Below are 18,238 nucleotides of genomic sequence, written 5' to 3' on the forward strand. Positions count from 1 at the left end.
ATTAACCTGAACTCAGGATAAGGAATTGAACTAAAATCTAGTTGTGAACAGAATAATGATTACAAAATCAAACTCCGCGTATTATTTAGTTATACTATACCCATTTATACTGCAATGAACTGGTCTATTTATTACCAATCTTTGGCAAATAACTCATAGTCATACAGTAACTTTTAACACATGCTCAATTGCTAGATTAATACAGCTCATAAAAACAAGGATTAAATAATGACGGATACGTATGCAAAGATCGCCAATGGTAAGTGGACCTCAGCCTTATTCAAAAAACTTAATCTTCCACAACCCGTTACATTAACGCGCTTTTCTCACGGTCCAGATCTTATTTCTGGTCGTTTACTTATCGGGGCTGCGACGAATAGTGACCTGATTAAGCCTGTAATAGAAACATTTAACAATGCAAGTATCGCGATCTCTTATCCGAATAGCACGCAGGAGTTAGCAGACCTTAATCACCTGTTCAATAATACCTCACTCAGTGCAACACCAATTAGCTTAAATACGATAAGCAAATCAGATAAATTCAACGGTATTATCTTCGATGCATCAGGCATTAAAACCAGTCAACAATTAAGTGCATTACACCGTTTTTTCCAACCTGTAATTAAAAAACTATCAAAATGTAGCAGAGTTATCGTGTTAGGTCGTCCGAGTGAGCACCTTGAGGATGTGAGCTACGCAACTGTACAGCGATCTTTAGAAGGCTTTTGTCGTAGCCTAGCAAAAGAAATCGGTAAAAATGGCAGCACATGCCAACTTATGTATGTGCAAGCAGGCAGTGAATCATTACTTAACGCCCCACTCCGTTTTCTGACCTCTACGAAATCGGCCTATATATCAGCACAAGTGATTAATGTGAAACCAGGGACAATACACGGAACGGTTAACCTGAGTAAACCTTTACAAGGAAAAACCGCGCTTGTTACTGGCGCATCTCGTGGGATTGGTGCAGCTATTGCTGAAACACTCGCTCGTGATGGCGCTCATGTAATTTGTTTAGACATACCGGCACTGGAGCAGGATCTTGAAAAAATTGCCCATCGCTTAAAAGGCAGTACCATAGTAGCAGATATCACTGCTGATGATACGCCAGCTATCATTGCCGAATTTGTACGTGAAAAATCACTTGATATCGTAGTACATAATGCAGGGGTAACAAAAGATAAAACCCTCGCTCGTATGACTAATAATCACTGGGACGTACTTATGGATATTAATCTCTCGGCCATGGAAAGAATTAATGAGCGACTACTAAGTGAAAACTTATTGAGTCAATATGGTCGAATTATTTGCGTATCTTCGATGAGTGGTATCGCAGGAAACTTTGGTCAAACAAATTACGCGACCTCTAAGGCTGCCGTTATTGGCTATGTCGATGCAATGCAAAAACCGCTTGCTGAAAAGAATATAACCATTAATGCCGTAGCACCTGGTTTTATCGAAACGAAAATGACCGCTGCGATCCCCTTTACCGTTCGTGAAGCGGGTCGCCGAATGAATTCGTTAAAACAGGGAGGTAAACCAATTGACGTAGCCGAGGCTATTGCATTTTTTGCGCAACCACAAGCAGCAGGTGTGACAGGGAATACAATTCGAATTTGCGGACAATCATTAATTGGCGCTTAAAGATACGTAGCACAAGAATAGCTGCGACATTGATGGCTCGCAGCTACTTCTTTTTAGGTTAAATGCTTCTAGATTTGTTAATCGTCAACCTGCTTACTTCGGCGATATTCAATGGGTGTCATTTGTACCCAACGTTTAAATGCACGATAAAAAGTACTTGGCTCTGAAAACCCAGTTAGATATACAATCTGATCAATTGATTCATCCGTATTCGCCAACAGTTTTTTAGACAGCTCACAACGGAAATCTGCTAGAATTTGATTGAAATTATAATCAATCTCAGCCAACTTAGCCCGTAGCATACGTGGTTTCATATCAAGCTCGGTTGCAATACTCTCTAATGTCACAACACCCGACTCAAGTTGCTGCGCAATAACGCCACGTACCTTATCCACGATGTCTTTAAGTTCTAATTTTGCAATTTTTCGGCTTGCTAACTGCTCATGTAATGCAAACAACTCCGGTTCGGCATGAGTTGAAGGTCGATCTAGCAAATCAGCATCAAAATAAATAAAATTATCTGCCGCTGAAAACTCAAGTGGACAAGGAAAAACATTAGCATAGGCAGTTAAGTCTTCAGGCTGTTGATGAGCAAAGGCAATTCTATTTGCTTTAAAGTCACCGTCAGTAACATGCTGGCAAAATTTAAATGCACCTATCACTAAACAATCATTCAAGTGCCGATTAGCATCTTCAGTCATCCCGTCTAAATTAACGGATAGCCTCGCGACATCATCTTTAATATGAATAGAAGCTCTTGCCGCGTCACTAATCAACCTAAAGTATTTTGCGGCTCGCTCCCAACCAGTACCAAACGTAGGACTACTCAAAAAAAGATACTGCAAAACTTGACCAGTAAAAACAGGCATACGTTCACCAAGAGAAATGCCAATATTTGGATCTTTACTTATGTCCTCAAGGACCTGCCAAAAATGTGTTTGCGCCTGATTAGGTGTACGTAAGTCTTTATCATTCAGCACGTCTTCACTAATGTTGCAACGAGAGAGAACTTCGAGTACATCGATATCTAACTCTTTCATTGCTGTATAAGCAATACGTAATAATACGCCCGCATCTTGCATAATTATTCCATTTATTAACTTTAAATCTTTATTTGAACCACTAACTCTACCACTATCAAAGGATTGAGTTACACAATTTAGGTCAAATATTTGACCGAGCTGCCATTAACCGATTACACACTCGCCAATTCAACAACCAAACAAAGAGATTAACATAACTGCAACATATCATTACACGATTTATTTATCATGACGACAAAGTCAATTCACACTTTAAAAAACAACCTACACCATATTCCAGAAAAATTAATGGGATTTAAGTCAACAATCATGCACGGCATGCTGGCCAAAGCGCGTGTCCTCGCACAATTAGAAGCACTTATTGATATTCAACGCATTAGTATTAATGTTCAATTTAAAAATGTTATCTATTTACCTACTAAAGTGTGTTTGAACGTCAAATTATCACAGCAAAAAGCTACCTTTAATTTAATGAATTAAGAACAACGCGTGACCCATTTATCAGGCGTCATACTCCCTATACTCAATAGAATGAATTAACTTATGACTGTTATAACCGGTAAGCAATTATTCAAAAGCACGATCAATATACTAAAAACACCTAAGCCTATTTTAAAGGGTCTATGGCACTTACAAAAAGCAAAACCAGAACGCTATATGTCTATTGGTTTACTACTTGAAGAGCAGGCTATTAAGAATTCTAGTTTGATCGCAATCCAGTTCAAAGAGCAACGCTATAGTTACGAAGAGCTGAACAATCAAGCAAATCAATATGCGAATTATTTACATGAATATGGGATTAGCCAGAGTGATAAAGTGGCAATCATGCTCGATAATAGGCCTGAAACAATTATTATCGCGCTTGCAGTTGTTAAGCTCGGTGCAATTGCTTGTATGATAAATACAACACAGAAAAATGCGGTCCTCGAACACAGTCTAACAGTTGTCGATACAAAATTAATTATCGCAGATGAAATCTATCATTCGACCATTAATGACATTAAAGAACACTTATCGCCGGCGTTACAAAAAAACATCTTTTATATCCCGGCATTGAAATCAGCAGAACACCCTATTAAGTTTAAAGACATCTCAAAATTGGTCGCAAATTATTCGGTGTTAAATCCGGATACAACGCCTAAAATTCAACTTAAAAATTCTGCATTTTATATCTTCACATCAGGGACAACAGGATTACCTAAAGCAGCAAAAATGAGTCACCATCGCTGGTTTAAATCTATGTCAGGTATGGGGATGGCATCGTTACGCCTTACTTCTGATGATGTGTTATACCTATCACTCCCTCTGTACCATAACAACGCCTTAACTGTTTCATTAAGTGCAGTGTTTGGTAATGCAGCCACACTTGCTCTTTCTGAAAAGTTCAGCTCTAGTCGATTTTGGGATGAAATACGGGACCACAATGCAACCGCATTTACCTATATTGGCGAGCTATGTCGATACCTTCTGAATGTACCAACAAAAGATAAGGATAAACAACACGGTATTAAAAAAATTATTGGCAATGGTTTACGCCCAGAGATTTGGGACGAGTTCCAACAGCGTTTTGGTATCGAACATATTAACGAATTCTATGGGGCGAGTGAATGTAACCTTGTCTTTACCAATGCATTGAACTTACCTCACACTGCAGGCATTACGCCACTTGCCTTTACCGTTGTAGAATATGATATTGATAATGACGAACCCCTGTACAATGAAAAAGGGAAAATGATCAAAGTAAAAACGGGGGCTGTGGGTTTACTGCTAACAAGAATAACCAAGCGATCCCCTTTTGATGGTTATACCGATGATAAAGAAAGTAATAAAAAACTATTCAAATCGGTACTAAAAGATGGCGACTGTTATTTCAATACGGGTGATCTCGTTAAATATCAAGGATTCAGGCATATTTCTTTCGTCGATAGATTAGGTGATACATTCCGTTGGAAAGGTGAAAATGTGGCGACTACGCAAGTCGAAGGTCAACTCAATGAGTTTAATCAAGTTGACCAAACTGTTGCTTACGGTGTCGAACTGCCACATCATGATGGTCGAGCAGGCATGGTTGCGCTTACTTTGAATTGCCCAATACATGAATTCTCAACAGCTGACTTCTTTCAACACGTCACATCTGTACTACCAAGCTATGCACAACCTATATTTGTACGTCTACGTGAAAAACAGGAAATTACAGGTACGTTCAAATATAAGAAAACAGATTTGAAAAAAGAATCATATTACCCCAACATTTCGGAAGACCTAATTCTTATCAAGCAACCTAAACAAAATAGCTATACGGCGTTAGACGAAAATACGATAACTGCGATTAATGAAAAACAATTGTCTTTCTAGCACTAATATTGTGGTTTTTTACCATAATGATTGATCTAGACGACCTTAGTCGTCTTTTTTACTTTCATATAATGCAGAACGGCCTATGATCACTTTATTTTTTTAATAAAGGGAAGTTTATGACGATTACAATAGAGGTATGTGTCGATAATATAGAGTCACTTCAAACGGCTCAGCAGGCTGGTGCAGATCGTATCGAATTGTGTTCAGCTTTGGCATTAGGTGGACTAACCGCCAATGCAGGGTTTGTCCAAAAGTCTCTCGATCTAGCAACAATTCCCCTTTATACAATAATCCGCCCTCGCGCAGGTGATTTTATATATAGCGAACAAGAAGTTGATATCATGGTTTCTGATATTAAATTCATGAAATTACTGGGAATCGAAGGTGTAGTCATCGGTGCATTAACACCAGAGGGGGATATTGATGAGGTCGCATTAAAACGTTTAATGGCGGCCTCTCGCGATATTAGCGTAACCTTCCATCGAGCTTTTGATTTATGTAATGATCCTAAACAAGCGTTAGAAATCTTAATTAATGCAGGCTGTGAACGCGTTTTAACATCTGGCCAACAAGCAGACGCCGAACAAGGTTGCGAGCTGATCAAAGAATTAATCATTCAAGCTGATGGCAGAATTAGTATCATGCCTGGTGCAGGAGTTACCCCCCAAAATGCTGAAAATATCATCGCTATCACGCAAGCAAAAGAATTACACTTATCGGGAAAGACAACAAGAAAAAGTGCAATGAAGCCCCATTCAACAGTTAGAATGGGAACAGAGCAAGATGCAGACAGTTTAATAACTGTAACTTGTGCAAAAATAATTTCCGATATTGTCAGTGCAGCCAATCACTAAGATAGGTTCTATATTTACGCTAAGGTAAATCATTAATATTGAGTGTTTGTAAAATATGATAAGCAGGCTCTTCGTAAGGGTGGGCAGAAATCAATGCATTAATTGCAGCCCTTACATTGCTCGTACTACAAACCATTTCGACTCTAAACTCATCGACAAATTCTATCTCATTGAGCGTGCCTATATGTGGCTCGCTACCAAGTAAGGGTTTAAATTGACCTGTACCTAAACATTGCCAGGCACAACGTGCGTAATCACCTATAGTACCCGCGCCAGCTTTAAACAGCGCTTGCTTAACATCTTCCACATTTTCTTGTGGCACATAAAAAATAATAACAAACATAACTTACACCTCTACGCTACACTGTCACCACACCGATTACTAAGCATTATAAAAATATTTTGTTTTACTACTCAGTAACGTTTATATTAATAAAATCAATGAATCAAGGCTGCTAACCTGTGCAAACAAAACTTAAAACTAATGATGATGTGAATCCATTTCAAATTTTCATGCTCATCTTATCACTGCATGTTGTTGCTTCCTCACTTATTCAGCTTATATTCCCGCTGTCTAGTAACGTTAGCGAAATATTGACCAGTGTGGATAATATCATTTGTTTATTCTTTTTTACCGACTTTGTCATTCGCTTTTATCAAGCAGAAAGTAAGCTACAATTTATGAAATGGGGCTGGATTGATTTATTATCTAGTATTCCTATGGTAGATCAACTTCAATTTATACGTATCATTCGTATTGCACGGATCCTCCGGGCTATTCAGCATATTCGATCATCTAAGCTCGTCCTTAAAATGATCTTTGAACATCGCTTTAAAGCCACGTTTTCCTTAGTGTCTGCAATATCATTTGTGCTTGTAACCTTTGGTGCTGTCGGTATTTTACTGCTAGAACAAGCGCAAATAGGCAGTAATATCAACAATGGTGTGGATGCGCTTTGGTGGTCATTTGTGACCATAACAACGGTTGGTTATGGTGATTATTATCCTGTAACAACAGGTGGGCGTATTATCGCTGCACTACTCATGACAGCCGGTGTTGGTTTATTCGGTACATTTACTGGATTTATTTCTTCGTGGTTTGTTGATGGTGGAAAAAAATCTAAAATAAAACAAACCCCCAATGTAGAGAACTTATATATAGAAGTCATTGCGTTAAAGCAGGATATTGCTGAGCTGAAAATGTTATTACGTCAGCAACGTCCTACTTCAGAGGCTAAACAAGAGCGATAATATCTGCTTAAGCAGCGCTTGCTAGCCGCTCAATCTTCTCGACAAGTAGATCTTTTTTAAATGGTTTCGGTACATAATCATTCATACCCACATCAAAACAACGTTGGATATCAGCATCCAGCACACTTGCAGTTAATGCAATAATGGGAGTTTGTGGTACCGAAAATGACGTTTCCCATTTCCGGATATGCTCTGTCGCTGTAAACCCATCCATAACAGGCATCATACAATCCATTAATATAGCCTTATACTTATGTTTACCAGAAGATACTATTGCGACTGCTTCTTCACCGTTATTAGCAATATGGCTATCATAACCACACTGCTTTAATAGCAAGGTGGCTACTTTTTGATTAATCAAATTGTCTTCCACAATAAGGATAAGCATATTATCTACTGCAATATCTTCAGTCATTACCTCATTATCCAAACTCGGCGCTATGCTTTTCTCTGATTCAGCCTTGTTCATCAGCGCTGATTTCATGGTTTTAAGTAATCGGTTACCAAGTAATGGTATGGTAGCTAAACCATCAATTCTATTATCAAAATCATATTTCTCATCTGTATGTGACTGTACTAAAATAAAAGTATAGTTGAGTGCTAGTTTACTTAAAAAATCTATGTCTTTTAGCGTTAGCGGAACACTATTTTGGCAATAAATGAGCAACGGATTAATATCTTTATCCATCGCGTTGTTTGGTAAATCTTGCGTATAAGCCACAGTCGTTATATCAGAAAAATTATTACGTGATAGTTCCGCACAAATACCATGACTAAAATCCATTTCATTAGTAATAACCGTTACCTTCGTATTTGTTGGTACCATCTGCTGAGCGCGAATACCGGTAACTGAATCTACGTAAATCGTAAAATAGAAATTACTCCCCTCACCTTTTACGGAATCAATATCGACTTCCCCACCCATTAATTCAACTAATTGGCTACTAATCGCTAGCCCTAACCCAGTCCCCCCGAACTCTCGTGTAATTGAACCATCTTCTTGAGTGAAAGGTTCAAAAATTTTCTGTTGCTTATTGCCTTCAATACCAGTACCAGTATCAGCAACAGAGAACGACAACTCACATCGCTTATTTGAGAGTAATTTACAACTGAGTGATAAACTAACTTGACCACGATTGGTGAATTTAACAGCATTAGATAATAAGTTCATCAAGACCTGGCGTAATCTATGCTCATCTAATAATAACTCTGTCGGTAGCGCTGGAGTTATATTGACGATAATATCTAAATTCTTGGATGCTGCAGCGGGGATAACAATTGCCACAGTATCGTAAATAACTTCTCGTAGATTACAACTATGATTAGAAATGGTAAGGTGACCAGATTCAATTTTAGAAAAATCCAGAATATCATTAATTAATATAAGTAATGTTTGCGAGGAGTTTTCAATAATCGCAAGATGCTCCTGCTGTGACGGTGTTAACTTAGTGCTAGCTAAGATATCGGACATACCAATGACACCATTCAACGGGGTTCTAATTTCATGTGACATATTCGCTAAAAATGAACTTTTCGCAACGTTTGCCTGTTCGGCTAACTCCTTAGCCTGAATTATCTGACTTTCGTTTGTGTAGCGCTCTTCAATTAGCTTATTTAACATTTTAGCGAACGCACTAAATTCATCATTACCATCGATTTTCACTTTTAGTGAATAGTCATGAGTATCTTCAATACGCGTTAACGTAGCAATAATTTCTTTCAAGTTGCCAAGAATACGTTGAATCAGCATCCAACCTAAGTAAGACGCACAGAGTAATAATGCCGTAATGAAAATGCTCGATGCCATCACATGCATTTTAGCTTCAGCGACTTTTGTTTTAATCTTGATTGATAAGTTCGCACCTACATTTGACACAACTTGTCTAATTAATGTTAAACGTTTGTCTAACACTGATATGTCGTAATTACTTGCGTTTGTTTTGAAGTGCTCATTTTGAATCAAATTACGTAATGCATAACTGTCTAAAAATGCCTTATCAGAAAATGTACTTTGCAAAAGAGAGATTTGGCTGTTATCGGCACTAATCGCAATAAACCGTTCAATAAACAGCTGTTGCCTTTCAACGATGGCGGGCAATAAGGATTTAACATCAACACTAGCACCTGAAAAAATAAGGTTTATGTACCAGTTTTCTTCATTAGCCCAAAAATAAAGCCACTGTAATTGATACAAGACCTCAATATTACTTTCTATTTCTTTATCGTTAAAATCGAGGTTGTTTTTTTCTAATATAAGGAGTAGTTGACTCGTAGAATCCGAGATCCAGCTAGACCAATCATTAACATCTTCGGCGCTAAGGCTCGTAAGCTCTTCAGCAGCACCGTCTAAATCGGATAATAAATCAATCGCGTTGTTACTCTTTTGCAAGGCTAAAGGTGCTAATTTTTTTAATTTATTGACAGCGTTCGTGAATGAAGTAAGTTCATCTTCATTGGCTACCGTATCATTCGAAAGTTTGTTGACTCTTATACTATGCAGTAGTGTATTTAAGTGTAACGACTCAGTGAGTAGTTCAATTCTATATTGAAGCTTATTTAGTTGGTTTAATGTAAACACAGACTCACTGACTCGATCGCCAATCAACAACGTAAGTAACAATAATGGACATAACAATAAAATTATTAGCCGTTTTTTGATCGATAACGTATTAAGCATAAGTTTTTGACTTCCATGTAAAAATTAATTTGTTATTTACTCTTTTTCTTACTAACTTGAATGATAGGTAACAGAACTAAAATTAGCAGGTAAACATGTTTAAAGGATTAAACTTACGTAATTTTTGCGTTGGACTACTCATTTTTTCACTCTCGCCCCCATTTAATATCTCAGCTGAAGAAGAAATCGGAAAAGATGAAGGACGAAGTTTTGCCGTATTTTCATTGAATAATTCTTTTCCTAAGTTGAGTAAAAGCAAGGTAAGAATGATATATAAAGGAAAGGTAAAACGTATTAACAATGAAAATGTTGAACTTGTTGATTTAACAGAAGATAGCGATGACAAGGCCTATTTTTATCAAAAGCTACTTGGTAAATCGCTCTCCCAGATGAATGGTTATAGAGCCAGTTTAGCATTTTCGGGAAAAGGGAACCTACCCGTCACCATATCAAATAATGATATTACATCCATACTCGATTGGTTGGAAGAAAACCCAAACGGCATTGCTTACGCCACCATAAAGTCATTACCAAAAGATGTTAATGTTTTATTCGTTTTAGACCCGGAGGAATAAAGCATGCATATATCAAAGATTTGCTTTATAGCAACAACACTATCAATCAGTACATTCGCAGTAAATGCAAAACTAAATCTTACCGATAACATTTCGTTAAGTGGTTTTGGCTCGACTTCCATAGTCCAGTCTAGCAATGCAACACCACTCTATGTCAACCGAGAGATCACAGATAACACTTGTTACGATTGTGATACAACTTTAGGGTTGCAAGGTGATATCCGCTTTAATGATAACTTCAATACTTCGGTTCAGATTGTAAAACGACCTCAAGATAGCTGGTCATCACCGAGGTTAGAATGGGCCTACGTAGGTTATAGCGTATCAGATTTTAACTTAAAAGTTGGGCGGTTACGGTTACCCTTGTTTCTAAGCTCTGAATACTACTATGTTGGACAAGCATATACGTCAGCGAGACCTCCACAAGAGGTATATAACTCGACCTTAGGGCTCACGTCTTATGATGGACTTTCTGGGACTTGGGATATCGAAATAAATGATGAGAGTTATTTAGCGGTAACACCCTATATTGGTATAGAAAGTAATGGTGAGGTTGACATAGGTGACAATCAATATGCTTTTAATATAGAGAAAACTGTAGGTATGCACAGTGAATTAAGCGGATTTGATTATCGCATTATGTTTAATTATGCGTATTTCGAATATGTAGTCGATGTAACAACACCGCAAGGAACTATGCAACATCCTGCAGACAACATTAGTATTTACACATTAGGCACAGAATATTCACTTGACCAATGGCTACTGACGGCTGAAGTACTTATCGATACGATGCATTTCAATTGGTATTCAAGCTTAGCTTATAATATTGATAAATTTACCCCTTACGTAACCTATGCTGAATCACACCACAGCCAAAAAAATAACTCTCTGTTAATCGGACTACGTTATGATTTAACGACAACTGTATCACTTAATACAGAGTGGAAATACACGAATGCAAAAGGTGGGAGTCATGGTGAGTTGATCAGAAGTCCTGCCGATGGCGATACTGATGCTCAACTATATACTATAATGCTTAATTTTATCTTCTGATAAACTGTGTTATTTGAATAGAAAATTGAATAACTCAAAGTCGTTATGAAAAGGAATCAAGCACGGCTTTGAGTTATTATAATTATTAACATCAGAAATTAGGACTGGTTATCTACTATATCAGCGATTATCTGCGTTCGCTCTGCTGGCGATATATTTAAATAAAGACGACTAATGCGAATGGCATAACCAAACTTATCTGTACCTAATCGTTTAACAAGTTCAGGTAATAGCGTATCGTCAAGATGAAAGGTTTTGATATAATGTTCCATTGCGTGTTCAACACTGACAAACTCTGTACCATCAAACGTAAATCCACCCGCCTCATCATCTGCAGCAAGTGGGACGCCCTCAAGACATAACGGCCAACCAGAATAGTTAATTCTTTCCTTTGCAATGGTATACATCATCCATGCACTACGCTTAAAACCTTCAAACGCAGCACCTTCAAATTCAGACTCTTGCAACTCTTGCTCGGTCCAATTTGAACCAATACTTAATGCTTTTTGATATTTCCGTGTTAGTGCTGCTTTTACGGCATTACGATATTGATAGATAGACTGGCTGCGGGCTTTTTTCACAAAAGACAGGCATTCTGCGCATGCTGGGACAGATAAAGGCTCATGGGGCGCTTTATTTATATCATCCACAGAGAACGGTATATTGATCGTGGCATCTGATGGTTCGCCACAAAACAAGCATGTGTAGCGAACGTCAAATGGTATGTCAATTTGAGGATAATTATCGACAGACATTTATCTAATTACTTCTTTTTCAACGATAAGGTGCCTTTAACACGAGGTGTAGCGGACGTAGCCTTTACATTAGCCAGTTTCGCTTTTTCACGTTCCGCAATAATACTGAAACGAGTAACAGGTTTTTTTCGTTCTTTTCTCTTTTCAGCAGAGTCAAAACGCGCTCTTGATGCAATTTGTTCATCAGAATAAGACACTGGTTTATCTTGCTGGGCTATCTCTGAAGACATATCAGCATCAGACGATGCTGCATTTTGCGTCCAGAAATTAGATGTCGGCTCATCGTTCTTATCTAGATCAGCGGTTGTTTCATCTTTATTCCAAACATTTGAACTTGCTTCTTCATTCAAAACTTGACCAGGTGTTGCGGCGTAGTCACCGTAGCCGAAACGCTTCTGACGTGCAGCACTGTTAACACCACGTTTTGAATGTACACCTTTGGTTTTTGGCTTTTCTTGACCATAGTCAGACGCTTCTTCTGTACTGCTTGAACCTTCAACCATGCTATTGATTTCAGCCATTTCTTTATCAGTCAGTAAACGCCATTGACCCGTTGCTAAACCTTTCATATCAATATTCATAATACGTGTACGCGTTAGTGATTTCACTTGGAAACCAAAATGCTCACACATGCGTCGAATCTGCTGATTTAGACCCTGCGTTAAAATTATTTTGAATTCAAAACGACCTTCGCGCGTCACTTTACAGGGTTTAGTGATCGTGTCTAAAATTGGCACACCGCGCGCCATATCCTTTAAAAATCGGTCAGTAACGGTACTATCAACTTTAACTATGTATTCTTTTTCGTGCGCGTTACCAGCACGTAGAATTTTATTAACAATATCACCATCATTGGTTAGAAAGATTAGACCTTCTGATGGTTTATCAAGACGACCGATTGGGAATATTCGCGTACTGTAATCAATCAAATCAATCACGTTACCTTGAATGTGACGTTCTGTCGTACAGGTAATACCTTCCGGCTTGTTTAGGGCAATATAGATACGTTTTTGTTTTTCTTTAACGGGTTTTCCATTTACAGAAACCATATCGCCATCTGACACTTTCGTTCCCATCTCTGGAATTTTACCATTAATGGTTACGCGACCTTGTTCAATTAAGCGGTCTGCCTCTCGGCGAGAGCAATAACCCGTGTCACTGATATATTTATTAAGTCGTGTTAGTTTGATGTCTTGTTGCGTCATGATAATTTATACTAATATTAAGGGAATTAGGAATTGCGAAAGGTTTTGAGAACTTATACTTCAGAAAGACCGCAATTATGTGTGTGGAGTATAACAGAAGGCATTATTATCAAGCAATATTAGTGTATATATTTAACCTTTCAAGTAATTAATACTAATTCATCCGCAAATATTGGGTTTTTTTCACGCTTCGTGGTACATTGCCCGCATTATTGGGTGATCTATAATAACCCTCATTATTTCAAGACAGAGCAAAGAACTATGGCAGAATTAGGTAAGTTAAATACCCTAGAAATTATCAAAGAAACTGGATCGGGTTTCTACCTGGACGGCGGTGTATTAGGTGAAATACTGTTACCTTTTACAAACTCACCATTAGATATCGATATCGGTGATGAGCTTGAGGTATTTATCTACCTTGATTCAGAAGACCGTATCATTGCAACAACACAAAAAGTACTTGGTGCTGTCGGCGAATTCGTCATGCTAAAAGTAAAGCAAGTAAACAATGTAGGTGCATTCCTTGATTGGGGCTTAGACAAAGATCTTTTAGTTCCATACAGTGAACAGCGCATTCCATTACAAGTGGGTCGTGAATACCTTGTCGCTATTTACTTAGATCGCATTCACGGACGTATTACAGCAACAACAAAACTAGATCGTCACGTTGACAACACGCCTGCGCGTTACAAAATACACGAAGAAGTCGAGATCACCCCTGTTGATCCAACTGATCTTGGGTATAAAGTAATTGTAAATAATAGCCATTGGGGCGTTGTTTACAAAAATGAAATGTTTAAGAAATTAAACCGTGGTGAAAAACAAAAAGCATACATTCAAAAAGTACGTGAAGACGGTAAAATTGATATCTTACTTAATGAACCTGGTCATGGAAAAGTATCTGATTTTAGCCAAGTGCTATTATCAGAACTGAATAAAAATGGTGGTTTCATGGCGGTTACAGATAAAACAGACCCTGAAACAATCTCTCGCTTATTTGGTGTGAGTAAAAAGACATTCAAAAGCGCTGTAGGCCAACTATTCAAGAAAGGTATCATTGATATCGTTAAGACAGGTAACGTTGGCTTACAAGTTAAAGACAGTGAATAATGTATACTATCAGTCGTTGATTACGAACAATAAGATATAAAGAGTAATCAAACTAATAGTAATAAAAATGGAAGCCAATTGGCTTCCATTTTTTATGCTTAGTCATTTTAAATTAATGAACAATTTGCGAAATAGCAACATTAGCTTGTTTGTCCATCTCAGCAGAGCCCAACATCATAATTAACTCATCGTCAGAATAAGCAGATAAATCGTTAGCTTGTTCAATAATATCTTCCATGACCGCGTTGACGTCACCATTCTGTACTCTGTGCCACTGATAAAAACTGATAAGTAATACTTGTAATACATAGTCTTCATCTAATAAAGCTACATCAATACCACTTTCTAATGCCACTGCTTCCAATGTTTCAATGTCAAAGGAAATACTGCCATCATAATCAAGTTCAAGTCCTAAGGAGTCAAAACTAATCCCATCTGGGATACTAATTTCGACCCTAGTTAATGCGGAAATATCCATTTTGCATTCCCTCTTTAAGTCAAGCATAGATACAAAGTAACACTAATACGAAAAAAAACAACCTTCTAGTTCTATTCAAAAATTAACTTATTCTGTTTCTGTCGCTGTCACTTTCACATCCGTAAACGTAAACGCGAGCTCATCACCCTTCAATTGAATATCAACAGCGCCACCATTTGACAATTTACCAAACAAGATCTCATTGGCAAGATTACGTTTAATTTTATCTTGAATAACACGCGCCATTGGTCTGGCGCCCATCGTTTTATCGTAACCTTTATTAGCTAACCATTTACGAGCATCGTTTGATACATGTAAGGTAACTTGTTTGTCATCTAACTGTGCTTCTAATTCAACCAAGAATTTATCAACAACCATATGGATAACATTCATATCAAGATGATTAAACCAGATAATGTTATCAAGACGATTACGGAACTCAGGTGCAAACAGTTTATTCACTTCGCCAAGCGCATCACTATTATTATCTTGTTCTTTAAAACCAATGGATTGACGAACGGTTTCCGTTGCACCAGCGTTAGTTGTCATCACTAAAATAATATTACGGAAATCAGCTTTACGGCCATTGTTGTCCGTTAATGTACCGTTATCCATCACTTGTAATAACAAGTTAAATACATCTGGATGTGCTTTTTCAATTTCATCCAATAACACAACAGCATGTGGTTGTTTAATAACCGCATCCGTTAATAGACCACCTTGATCATAACCAACATAACCAGGAGGCGCACCAATCAAACGAGATACAGTATGACGCTCCATGTATTCCGACATATCAAAACGGATCAGATCAACACCCATAATTTTAGCTAAGCGTTGAGTCACTTCTGTTTTACCAACACCTGTCGGACCAGCAAACAAGAAAGAGCCAATTGGTTTTGTTTCAGCGCCTAAACCAGAACGCGATAAACGAATCGCATCGGTTAATACTTCAATCGCAGGGTCTTGCCCAAACACAACCATTTTCAAGTTACGTTCTAAGTTTCGAAGTACATCACGATCATTAGAAGAAACTGATTTTTCTGGAATGCGAGCCATTTTTGCAATAATAGATTCAATTTCACCAATACCGATCGTTTTCTTACGTTTATTTATCGGTAACAAGCGCTGTTTAGCACCCGCTTCATCCATCACATCAATCGCCTTATCAGGTAATTGACGTTCATTAATGTACTTCGCAGATAGCTCTGTTGCTGCACGTAGCGCTTTAGTCGTATAGCGTACATCATGATGTTCTTCGTAGCGAGACTTCAAACCTTGCAGAATTTTAACCGTATCATCAATAGAGGGTTCAACAATATCCACTTTTTGGAAACGGCGTGCTAACGCACTGTCTTTCTCAAAGATTTGGCTGTACTCAGAATATGTAGTCGAACCAATACAACGTAACGTACCATTACTTAATAATGGTTTAATTAAATTTGCGGCATCAAGTTGACCACCTGACGCGGCACCGGCCCCAACAATAGTGTGAATTTCATCAATAAATAAAATAGCATCATCGTGTTTTTGTAACTGTTTCAATAATGATTTAAAACGTTTTTCAAAATCACCTCGGTACTTGGTACCAGCAAGCAGAGCGCCTAAATCGAGTGAGAATACCTGCGTATTTTTCATCACATCAGGGACTTCTTTATTGACGATTCGGTATGCAAGGCCTTCTGCAATCGCCGTTTTGCCCACACCGGCTTCACCAACCAATAATGGGTTATTTTTACGACGACGACATAATATTTGAATAGTACGATTTAGTTCTTCATTACGTCCAATTAATGGGTCAATTCGCCCTTCGACAACAGATTTATTGAGATTAGTAGAGAAGTTTTCAAGTTGAGTTGATTGATCTTCACTATCATTAATGACTTGTTCCGAAGCGTCATGACTATCTTCAGCACCCGGTTCTTCATCATTTTTACGAATCCCGTGCGAAATGAAATTAATCACATCTAATCGGCTCATACCTGCTTTTTTCAATATATAAGCAGCTTGTGATTCTTGCTCACTGAAGATAGCAACAAGTACATTCGAACCTGTCACTTCATTATTTCCTGAAGATTGCACATGGAACACAGCACGCTGTAACACACGTTGAAAGCCGAGCGTAGGCTGTGTTTCTTTCTCTTCATCCGATTCAGGTAAAATAGGTGTCGTTTGTTCTAAAAAAAGCAATAGTTCATCGCGAATAGCATCGATATCACCAGAACAGCCTTTAATCGCTTCGCAAGCAGATTTATTGCTCAGTAGTGAAACCAACAAATGTTCGACCGTCATAAATTCATGACGATTTTCACGTGCAGTTTTAAACGCTTCATTTAGCGTTACTTCAAGATCTTTGCTTAACATAGGCATCTCCCTATAACTACGTGTTGCGTAATATTGTCAGCATTACGTTTATGCTTGTTCCATGGTACATAATAAGGACTGTTCGTTGTCTTTTGCATATTGCATTACCTGTGATACTTTTGTCTCGGCTATATCAGCCGTAAATACGCCACAAACACCTCTGCCCCGATAATGAACAGTTAACATGATTTGGTTAGCCTTATCTATATCCATAGAAAAAAACCTTTGTAGTACATCTACAACGAAATCCATTGGAGTATAGTCATCATTATTCAAAAACACTTTGTAAAACGAAGGCGGTTTTAGTTCTTGCTCACTTTCTATACTTGTTTTGAAATCAATCAGTTCATCTAACTTACTCATAATTCTATCTTAGTACCTATCACAGATTTGGGCTAATAAGTTTCAACCTTTCGTCTAAGTTTACCTCATTTTAATCATTTTTAGGAATATTAACTTGACTATAGTGGCGAATAAACTAAATTTATTAACAAGATGCGTTAAAGTAGTTTACATTTGAGTTACCTTGATATGTATTATTATAACCATCTTATAACCCATGAGTTAAATGGGTGATGTATGTTCAGTAATCAAACAATTTGCAATTACAGAAAGGATGCAGAGGTATGGCAACCGGTACGGTTAAATGGTTCAATAACGCGAAAGGATTCGGCTTCATTTGTCCTGAATCTGGTGGTGATGATGTGTTCGCTCATTTTTCTATTATACAAATGGATGGATATCGTACATTAAAAGCAGGACAAGTCGTTGACTATGAAATAGATGAAGGCCCAAAAGGATCTCATGCTGTTTCTATTTCAGCCCATGAAACAAGCGAGATAAAATAGCTTGTAGGCCTATTTTGATA

At 37.8% G+C, this 18,238-nt stretch carries 17 protein-coding genes; 9 read left to right on the plus strand and 8 right to left on the minus strand.

What is annotated here, in order from left to right; all coding sequences use genetic code 11:
* Positions 1–228 precede the first annotated feature (228 nt).
* Positions 229–1,644, plus strand: a complete 1,416-nt coding sequence (locus HWV03_RS12105) for a 3-oxoacyl-ACP reductase (protein ID WP_211676140.1) — start codon at positions 229–231, stop codon at positions 1,642–1,644.
* 77 nt (positions 1,645–1,721) lie between these two features.
* Here HWV03_RS12105 and HWV03_RS12110 read toward each other — a convergent pair whose 3' ends face one another.
* Positions 1,722–2,726, minus strand: coding sequence for an AraC family transcriptional regulator (locus HWV03_RS12110; protein ID WP_211676141.1), 1,005 nt, complete (start codon positions 2,724–2,726; stop codon positions 1,722–1,724).
* A gap of 189 nt (positions 2,727–2,915) precedes the next feature.
* On the opposite strand from HWV03_RS12110, the gene HWV03_RS12115 reads away from it, so the two are divergent.
* The 3 genes from HWV03_RS12115 (at position 2,916) to HWV03_RS12125 (ending at position 5,899) form a co-directional block, all read left to right on the plus strand.
* Positions 2,916–3,167, plus strand: coding sequence for a hypothetical protein (locus HWV03_RS12115; RefSeq protein WP_255546794.1), 252 nt, complete (start codon positions 2,916–2,918; stop codon positions 3,165–3,167).
* A 63-nt stretch (positions 3,168–3,230) separates the two neighbouring features.
* Positions 3,231–5,042: a long-chain-acyl-CoA synthetase gene (locus HWV03_RS12120; protein ID WP_211676142.1), complete on the plus strand. Its 1,812-nt coding sequence runs from the start codon at positions 3,231–3,233 to the stop codon at positions 5,040–5,042.
* A 119-nt stretch (positions 5,043–5,161) separates the two neighbouring features.
* Positions 5,162–5,899 carry a copper homeostasis protein CutC gene (locus HWV03_RS12125; protein WP_211676143.1) on the plus strand — a complete coding sequence of 246 codons (738 nt, stop codon included), beginning with the start codon at positions 5,162–5,164 and terminating at the stop codon, positions 5,897–5,899.
* A gap of 19 nt (positions 5,900–5,918) precedes the next feature.
* On the opposite strand, the gene HWV03_RS12130 is transcribed toward HWV03_RS12125, so the two are convergent.
* The gene (locus HWV03_RS12130; RefSeq protein WP_211676144.1) at positions 5,919–6,242 is read right to left on the minus strand and encodes an NGG1p interacting factor NIF3; all 324 of its coding nucleotides are present in this window, start codon (positions 6,240–6,242) and stop codon (positions 5,919–5,921) included.
* Between the two features lie 119 nt (positions 6,243–6,361).
* Here HWV03_RS12130 and HWV03_RS12135 point away from each other — a divergent pair, with 119 nt between their 5' ends.
* Positions 6,362–7,150: a potassium channel family protein gene (locus HWV03_RS12135; protein ID WP_211676145.1), complete on the plus strand. Its 789-nt coding sequence runs from the start codon at positions 6,362–6,364 to the stop codon at positions 7,148–7,150.
* A 7-nt stretch (positions 7,151–7,157) separates the two neighbouring features.
* Here the strand turns inward: HWV03_RS12135 and HWV03_RS12140 are convergent, their stop codons facing one another.
* The gene (locus HWV03_RS12140) at positions 7,158–9,827 is read right to left on the minus strand and encodes a hybrid sensor histidine kinase/response regulator (RefSeq protein WP_211676146.1); all 2,670 of its coding nucleotides are present in this window, start codon (positions 9,825–9,827) and stop codon (positions 7,158–7,160) included.
* Between the two features lie 95 nt (positions 9,828–9,922).
* Between HWV03_RS12140 and HWV03_RS12145 the strand changes: the two genes are divergently transcribed.
* Entirely contained in the window at positions 9,923–10,402 is a 480-nt protein-coding gene (locus tag HWV03_RS12145) for a hypothetical protein (protein ID WP_211676147.1), read from the plus strand.
* A 3-nt stretch (positions 10,403–10,405) separates the two neighbouring features.
* Positions 10,406–11,458 carry a hypothetical protein gene (locus HWV03_RS12150; RefSeq protein ID WP_211676148.1) on the plus strand — a complete coding sequence of 351 codons (1,053 nt, stop codon included), beginning with the start codon at positions 10,406–10,408 and terminating at the stop codon, positions 11,456–11,458.
* A gap of 98 nt (positions 11,459–11,556) precedes the next feature.
* Here the strand turns inward: HWV03_RS12150 and HWV03_RS12155 are convergent, their stop codons facing one another.
* Both HWV03_RS12155 and rluF read right to left on the minus strand, forming a co-directional pair.
* Positions 11,557–12,213, minus strand: coding sequence for a hypothetical protein (locus HWV03_RS12155; protein ID WP_211676149.1), 657 nt, complete (start codon positions 12,211–12,213; stop codon positions 11,557–11,559).
* Positions 12,214–12,221: 8 nt separating this feature from the next.
* Positions 12,222–13,418, minus strand: a complete 1,197-nt coding sequence (gene rluF / locus HWV03_RS12160; RefSeq protein ID WP_211676150.1) for a 23S rRNA pseudouridine(2604) synthase RluF — start codon at positions 13,416–13,418, stop codon at positions 12,222–12,224.
* Between the two features lie 261 nt (positions 13,419–13,679).
* Here rluF and HWV03_RS12165 point away from each other — a divergent pair, with 261 nt between their 5' ends.
* On the plus strand, positions 13,680–14,528 hold the full coding sequence (locus HWV03_RS12165; RefSeq protein ID WP_211671809.1) for a CvfB family protein: 849 nt from the start codon (positions 13,680–13,682) through the stop codon (positions 14,526–14,528).
* A 112-nt stretch (positions 14,529–14,640) separates the two neighbouring features.
* Here HWV03_RS12165 and HWV03_RS12170 read toward each other — a convergent pair whose 3' ends face one another.
* The 3 genes from HWV03_RS12170 to clpS all read right to left on the minus strand — a co-directional run bounded on the left by HWV03_RS12170 (position 14,641) and on the right by clpS (position 17,733).
* The gene (locus HWV03_RS12170; protein WP_211671810.1) at positions 14,641–15,006 is read right to left on the minus strand and encodes a hypothetical protein; all 366 of its coding nucleotides are present in this window, start codon (positions 15,004–15,006) and stop codon (positions 14,641–14,643) included.
* Positions 15,007–15,093: 87 nt separating this feature from the next.
* The gene (gene clpA, locus HWV03_RS12175) at positions 15,094–17,370 is read right to left on the minus strand and encodes an ATP-dependent Clp protease ATP-binding subunit ClpA (RefSeq protein ID WP_211676151.1); all 2,277 of its coding nucleotides are present in this window, start codon (positions 17,368–17,370) and stop codon (positions 15,094–15,096) included.
* A gap of 48 nt (positions 17,371–17,418) precedes the next feature.
* The gene (gene clpS, locus HWV03_RS12180) at positions 17,419–17,733 is read right to left on the minus strand and encodes an ATP-dependent Clp protease adapter ClpS (RefSeq protein WP_019440075.1); all 315 of its coding nucleotides are present in this window, start codon (positions 17,731–17,733) and stop codon (positions 17,419–17,421) included.
* 263 nt (positions 17,734–17,996) lie between these two features.
* Here clpS and cspD point away from each other — a divergent pair, with 263 nt between their 5' ends.
* Entirely contained in the window at positions 17,997–18,218 is a 222-nt protein-coding gene (gene cspD / locus HWV03_RS12185; protein WP_045110286.1) for a cold shock domain-containing protein CspD, read from the plus strand.
* Positions 18,219–18,238 lie beyond the last annotated feature (20 nt).

The organism is Moritella sp. 36, assembly GCF_018219415.1.
Taxonomy (GTDB): domain Bacteria; phylum Pseudomonadota; class Gammaproteobacteria; order Enterobacterales; family Moritellaceae; genus Moritella.

Bases quoted from the DNA above. Each gene is read 5' to 3' on its own strand.
- HWV03_RS12105 (WP_211676140.1), top strand. From the start codon at position 229: ATGACGGATACGTATGCAAAGATCGCCAATGGTAAGTGGACCTCAGCC.
- HWV03_RS12110 (WP_211676141.1), bottom strand. From the start codon at position 2,726: ATGCAAGATGCGGGCGTATTATTACGTATTGCTTATACAGCAATGAAA.
- HWV03_RS12115 (WP_255546794.1), top strand. From the start codon at position 2,916: ATGACGACAAAGTCAATTCACACTTTAAAAAACAACCTACACCATATT.
- HWV03_RS12120 (WP_211676142.1), top strand. From the start codon at position 3,231: ATGACTGTTATAACCGGTAAGCAATTATTCAAAAGCACGATCAATATA.
- HWV03_RS12125 (WP_211676143.1), top strand. From the start codon at position 5,162: ATGACGATTACAATAGAGGTATGTGTCGATAATATAGAGTCACTTCAA.
- HWV03_RS12130 (WP_211676144.1), bottom strand. From the start codon at position 6,242: ATGTTTGTTATTATTTTTTATGTGCCACAAGAAAATGTGGAAGATGTT.
- HWV03_RS12140 (WP_211676146.1), bottom strand. From the start codon at position 9,827: ATGCTTAATACGTTATCGATCAAAAAACGGCTAATAATTTTATTGTTA.
- HWV03_RS12145 (WP_211676147.1), top strand. From the start codon at position 9,923: ATGTTTAAAGGATTAAACTTACGTAATTTTTGCGTTGGACTACTCATT.
- HWV03_RS12150 (WP_211676148.1), top strand. From the start codon at position 10,406: ATGCATATATCAAAGATTTGCTTTATAGCAACAACACTATCAATCAGT.
- HWV03_RS12155 (WP_211676149.1), bottom strand. From the start codon at position 12,213: ATGTCTGTCGATAATTATCCTCAAATTGACATACCATTTGACGTTCGC.
- rluF (WP_211676150.1), bottom strand. From the start codon at position 13,418: ATGACGCAACAAGACATCAAACTAACACGACTTAATAAATATATCAGT.
- HWV03_RS12165 (WP_211671809.1), top strand. From the start codon at position 13,680: ATGGCAGAATTAGGTAAGTTAAATACCCTAGAAATTATCAAAGAAACT.
- HWV03_RS12170 (WP_211671810.1), bottom strand. From the start codon at position 15,006: ATGGATATTTCCGCATTAACTAGGGTCGAAATTAGTATCCCAGATGGG.
- clpA (WP_211676151.1), bottom strand. From the start codon at position 17,370: ATGTTAAGCAAAGATCTTGAAGTAACGCTAAATGAAGCGTTTAAAACT.
- clpS (WP_019440075.1), bottom strand. From the start codon at position 17,733: ATGAGTAAGTTAGATGAACTGATTGATTTCAAAACAAGTATAGAAAGT.
- cspD (WP_045110286.1), top strand. From the start codon at position 17,997: ATGGCAACCGGTACGGTTAAATGGTTCAATAACGCGAAAGGATTCGGC.